The sequence below is a fragment of the Mesorhizobium sp. ArgA1 genome, assembly GCF_053714375.1.
This window is the reverse complement of the sequence record NZ_JBSKBQ010000056.1, coordinates 1-6,136: the sequence shown is the minus strand read 5'-3', so window position 1 is coordinate 6,136 and position 6,136 is coordinate 1. Positions and strand designations below refer to the sequence as shown.

General features: G+C 62.2%; 1 protein-coding gene and 1 pseudogene. One reads left to right on the top strand and one right to left on the bottom strand.

Going from position 1 to position 6,136, the window contains the following annotated elements:
- Positions 1 to 393: 393 nt before the first annotated feature.
- Positions 394 to 714, top strand: coding sequence for a thioredoxin (gene trxA / locus ACWGTI_RS31890; protein WP_454578973.1), 321 nt, complete (start codon positions 394 to 396; stop codon positions 712 to 714).
- 485 nt (positions 715 to 1,199) lie between these two features.
- Here the strand turns inward: trxA and ACWGTI_RS31885 are convergent.
- Positions 1,200 to 6,121: pseudogene (locus ACWGTI_RS31885) on the bottom strand (shikimate kinase); the annotation flags it as partial.
- Between the last annotated feature and the right edge of the window lie 15 nt (positions 6,122 to 6,136).

Here is a 6,136-nt window from a genome sequence, read left to right as displayed (position 1 = left end):
CGAGCCGCTGCACCTCGACAACCTCGTCGCCGATCGGCAGGCGCTGCAAAACCGACTGGCGAGGCTGTGATTTTGGATTTCGAAACGGCATACTGAGCCAGTCTTTTGCCAGAAACCCAGGCTTTGCGAGAAGATTAAACGAACCACAATGGCACTCCCGACAACAAGGCTGGGCTGGCCTCCTATTCGAATTAGCCCGGCTCCAATCCGGATCTGCAGAACCAGTTCCTGACTATGGGTGTTGAAGATGACAACACCGGCCTACAGGGAACGTCTTACGGGACGCCTGTGGTTTCGAGCTATGCCGCCATTTCAGCGTCGGGTTGATAATTGAAAATTCTGCACCGCACCGTTACATGTGGTTCAACATCTTCTTCAGTCAAAGGAGCAGCCATGGCTACCGTGAAAGTCGATATCAATAACTTCCAGTCGGAAGTTATTGAATCCGCAGCACCCGTCGTCGTCGATTTCTGGGCCGAATGGTGCGATCCCTGCAAGATGATTGCTCCGAGCCTCGAGGAAATCTCCGCCGAAATGGAAGGCAAGATCAAGGTCGCCAAGCTAAACATCGATGAAAACCCGGAACTCGCCGCCCAATTGGGCGTGCGCTCCATTCCGACGCTCGCGATCTTCAAGGGCGGCGAAGTGGCCGATTTCTCGGTCGGCGCCAAACCGAAGACAGCTCTTTTGAACTGGATTTCGAACGCTGCCTGATCGATATCGATGAAAAAACCGTAGACTCGCTCCGTAAAGCGGTAGGGTTCATAGTGATTTATGGGCGTTTTGTACAGGGCTCAGCCCTTTGAGCTTCAGCCTGATGAGGTCGTTGGTTTGTAATAGCGGATATAGTCCTCCCCCTCTTTCGGACTTGCGATGCTGTCGGGGCGATCGAGTGGCGAAGAAACTTTTCATTGCGGCGTTGTCGAGGCAGTTGCCGTTGCGTGAATGCTGCGGCTTTCAAGCATGCCGTTGCAGGCTCGCGTGACCGCACTCAAACCAATAATGTCCTGTTGTTGACAGGCTTTAGGCGATGCGTTTTGCTGGATCGGAGAGGGAATATGGGCAGCACCGGAGAGTTGGTCGGACAAGCAGGGCGTCCTGATAGCGAAGGAGGCCCGCACCGCATCTCCGACGCAATGTCGGACCAGCAGAAGACGCGCGAAGTGACGCTTGCCACCGCCGGCGCGGTGGTTGCCCGCGCCGCCCCCGCAATCGTAGCCGTTGTGATGATCATCGTGCATGGCGCTGCGCTGGTGGGGACATGCTGATGGCGGTGCCGGAAGCACCGGAGACATGTGATATCTCGGCATCGGGCAGAGCGGCTTCTCTGTCGCTGCACAGGAAAGCGTAGAGTTCCTTCACGCAAATGCGGGCGTCCTTCTTGTCTTTTTGAAAGGGCGGGACGAGGGGCAACCTGATATCGACCTTTTGGTAGGACGGACTGCGCTCTTCGTACAGCTGGTCAACCTTCTGCTCGATGTCGGCGCCTTGCAGCAGCGGCCGGCTGGTGTCCCTCTTGAGGCGCCTGTGGAGCTCTTTCAGCTCGGTGTCGAGCCAGATCGACCTCGCCTTATTAAGGATCAGGGCTTGATTGGACTCCTTGCCAAAGCAGCCGCCGCCGGTTGCGATGACGATGGGCCCTCTCTCCAGCTGCTTGGCGAGCTCTTTGGTCTCCAGGTCCCTGAAGTGCGCCTCGCCACGGCCAGGGTCGGCGAACATCTCCATCAGATTGCCGTGCTCGGCGACGATACGCTTATCGATGTCGACAAACTCCACCCCCAACTCCTTGGCAAGCTGGGCGCCGATGGTCGACTTGCCGCTCGCCGGCATGCCGACGAGCACGACCGGCCGCGTACCGAGGGCCGCGAGGATCTCGCCGGCTTGCGGCGAGCGAGCGACCGCAATCTGTTGTCTTGCAACGGTGAGCGACCTGGAGGTCCCTGCCGCCCTCGACCTGCTTTCTCCTGACGAGCCCCAGTGTAATATCTCCCAAGCACCACGGGGAATGGGGACCAGCTCGCATTCGCTCTGCGCGCGCTGCGCGAGCTCGGCCCGGTAACTGGCCGGCGTATGGAACTCGACCTCGAAGCGATAGTTCTGCGCGGTTCTGAACGCCGTGTGAACGCCGCGTAACCGCGGCGTGTCCGTCCTGATGAACCAGTTGGTGGTCTCGACCTCGCTGCAGTCCCGCTCCTCGAAGGCCAGTGCCGCCTTCCTGAAGGCGCGCGTAAAAGCCTCGTCCGGGATCTCGAAGACATGGCGCACTGCATTGGTGACCAGTTGGGCCTCCGGCGCCGCGCTCACGCTCTGGCCGGTCAACTCGTCGGCTATCCAGACCTGCCCGCGCGACCGTTGGTCAAGATGCGGCACCTTCACTTCGATGCCGTCCTGCCGCAAAAGCTCGGCAACCGCATGCACAGTTTCGGTAATCGCGCTTTCTTGCGCTTCGGCGGGGGCGGCTTCGAGCCTGGCGCGCTCCAGGGCCTGTTCGCTGCTCAGCGTTATCCTGGTGGCGGGGTCGTCGTCGGCCGAGATTGCTAACGCGCTGGGCAGGATGCGCTTTTCGACGGCGAGTCTGATCGAGGCCTCCATGACCGAGGCCGCCAGCGTGGGGTTGTCCTTCAGATCCGCCAGGCTGCCATCGACGTCGAACCGGCCCTGGTGGAGCTTTGCCGCCTGCGCCTTGACATAGGGCGCCGACTTGAAGCCGGGCCTCCGCTCCAACAGCCGCTGCAATTCGGTGGTTTTTTGCATGAATATCCGCGCACCGGTATCGGACTTGTAGGCGTCCGTGCCGACCTTGATGCCGACGCTCAACAGATTGATGGCGCTTTCATGCAGATCGTCCGGGTTATAGCCGTCGGGCCGCGGATCGATGCGCGGCTGGTAGTGGTTGAGCAGGAAGTCGATGCGCTTCCTGGCGTCGGCGGTTGCCGGATAGGATTCGCTGAGTTTCGGGAAGAGCGCGCCGGCGTCGGCGCTGACGGCAGGCTTCGCGCCGGTTGAGGCCACGGATCGCAATAACTGCTGCTTGACATCCGACTGCTCATGAGCCGGCTCGCTATTGAGCTGCAGGTTCCAGGCCTGGAGCTCGGCCACTAGCAAGGCGGCCAGTTCGCAGGCCACCGGATGCCTGGCGGCCTTGCTGTCTTCCCCCGCCCTGGCGATGAGCTCATGGAGGGTCTGGCCATCCGGCCGATCTTCCTGCAACAGTGCGCGGATGTCGGCCTTGAGCTGATGATGAATGCCCTCGTAGGTGCCGAAGATGGCACGCTCTGCAAACCAGCGTTGCGCCTCCAGCGGCTGCGCCAGCATGTTGCGCTGCAGGCAGCTGTAGGTCTCCAGCACCAGCCCGGTGGCCGACAGGATCTGCTTGGACCGGCTGAACTGGTAGCCGCCTTTCTCAATGGCCGGCGTGTGCGACTTCGGCGGCTTCATCGAGGCGATGCCGCGCGCCTGCAGTTGCGCGTCGAACTGGCGCACATGCTCGTAAAGGCGAGGCCGGTCGCCGATGATGACGGCGCTGTCGCCGTCAAAATCGCCGTCGAGCTTTTTTTGTTCGGCGCTTGGAACCGCAACCAAAGAGCCGGGCGCGAACACCTCCGTCGCCTGCAGGATGCCGACGCACTCGAGCGCGGTGTCGGCCTTGACCCGGTCCTTTTCCTCCAGCCAGTGCGAATGGCACTTTACGTCCTCGGCAGACATCACCACCCCGCGCTCGGCGAAATCCGCCGGCCACATTTCGTCGGGCACAACGATCAAGATGCCTTTGGCAAAGAAGGTCGGATCGTCGGCGGCAAGCCCAGCCCCCGACTTGTGCGCGACGTTGAAGCTGTATTGGAAGGCCACGCACCGATCCAGGAACGCCGCGGTCCGATCGCCATCGCGCGCAGACCTGACCCGGTCGGCGGCGAACGGGCGCAGGTTGGGCTTGTCATAGGGGGAGCGTCCGACAAGCACGCCAGCGTCACGGGTCAAAGTCTTGCTCTTGCCCGTCGGCACATGCAGGCATTCGTCGCTGGACGGCACGGCGATAGCGCTCGAACCCTCGATATGCCCGCCCGTGACTGTCCGGAACAGTTCCTCGGCGGTGAGGCTTTGATGGGTTTCAAGCCAAGCCAGAGCCTTCTCGCGGGTCTCCTGCACCACCTCGACGCTGCGCGGATAATGTTGCAGCGCCGAGGGCGGTACCGCCGATTGCCTCTTATCGGCATAGGCAGGCACCCGCTCGGGAGCGTCGTGGCGAGCCCGGGCAATGGCCGGCATACGCTCGGCCAGTGAGGCCCTGATGAAACCGCAGCCGTCATGCGGCCGCAAGGCGATCTCGCCGTCTCGCCCTTCGAACCGGAAGGGATGCAATGCGCCTGCGGGGCGGTCGGGCAGAAGGGACAGCTTGAAGCACCCTTCCAGCGCATAATCATGCGGGCCAACGTCGGGGATGCCCGGCGGCGCGGCAAATCCGCGGCGCTGGGTATAGTAATAGGCTTCCTTGAACGGCGCCCAGGCCCGCGACAGCTGCTCAAAGGCCGTACCCGGAGCCGTCTCGGCATAGGGGATCGCCAAAAGCTTGCCGCTTGGGGCCTCTGCGGCCGCGAAGGGCAGGTGAGAGGCAAGCTTGCTCAGGCTCTCTTGCGGCGGCTTCAGTTTGCTGCCGCCGAACAGGTCCATGCGGTAGGGCACGCCCTCCACGGGGAACGTGCGTGTCAGCATGGCGCCGGTCGGAGTTCCCTTTAGCTGCACCGCCACCACCTTCACCGCGCCCGAGGTCAAGCGGTGGAAAATGGAATAGCGCAACTCGGCTTCGCTGGCCAGCGGCCGGCCTTGCATGTCGACCACCGGCAGCCGCATCAGTCCGGCATCGCCTTGCGGCGGTCTCGGCTCGTGGTCCATGGCCTGAAGGACCCGATGGACATCGAAGCTGGCGGCTGCATGCTGGGCCTGGACCATCGATGCGTTCTGCGCCATGAAGGTGTCGAGCGCTTCGAGCGGCTCCTTCGCCTCGATCTCGGCGATCACGTTCCAGCTCATGTAGGAAAGGTCGGCGTAGATGAGGGCGCGAGCACCGTCTAGGATCTGCCTGGTCTTGCCGTGCAGCTCTTCCTGCCTGGCCTGCAAGGCGAGCTCGTCGCCGTCGAGATAGGGCCGCCGGTAGAGCGTCTCCAGCACCGCCCGGGTCTTGAGCACTTGATGGATCGAAAGCGCCAGGCAGCGGCTTGCATTGGCGCCGCTGGTGCACTCGACCTGGCCTGGCTTGAGATGGGCATCGATCTTGTGTTCCACCGCCGGCTGGATGGCGTTGAGCAGGTTCAGCGCCGACCTGCGGTGCCAGCGCAACACCGGCTTCGGGCTGCGAGCCAGTGGCAGCAGGGAGGCGCAAAGATTGCCCATCGTCTCGAGGTTGTTGTCGAGCTTAAACCCGGGAGCGTCACGTAACACCTCGAGCCTGTCCAGACCCGGCTTCGCCAGCGCACCGAGATCGTCTAACAACTGCGCCTTGCCCAACGCCTTGAATATATTCGCGATGGCATGGACATCGGCCTGCTGCAGCCGATCCTCGGCATATTGGAGGTAGTGCGCCAGTTGATGCAGCCCGTCCTTCAGCAAGGCGGGTTCGGCGACCTCGCCGGCGGTCTCCCCCCCCCTCGATACCCCGCGACAGACCGTTGGCGATCCTAACTAGCGCAGGCGTGCTGAAAGTGCTGAAGCGACGGCCCTTGGAACCGAGTTCGCCGGCGATGGCAACGATCGCCTTGCGTGCTTTTTCTTCTTGCGGCCACTTGCCGAAACCGTTCACCAGATTGGCCAATTCTTGATCCGAGAATCCGTCGAGATTGCCGGTGCGGGCAACCACCGCGCCGGCGATGGCAACCGTCGCTTCACGCGTCTTCTGCTGGTCCGGCCATCTGCTGAAGCCGTTAACCAAATCGGCCAACTCTGAATCCGAAAATCCGTCGAGATTGCCGGCGCGGGCAACCACCGCGCCGGCGATGACAACCGTCGCTTCACACGTCTTCTGCTGGTCCGATATTGCGTCGGAGATGCAGTGCGGGCCTCCTTCGCGTTCCGGGACTACACCTTGCACGTTCTGTGGGGCTGAATTCTCAACACGCGCCCTTCCCAATCGCTCACCTGGACT

Coding starts and splice junctions, on each gene's coding strand:
- trxA (WP_454578973.1), top strand. CDS start 394: ATGGCTACCGTGAAAGTCGATATCAATAACTTCCAGTCGGAAGTTATT.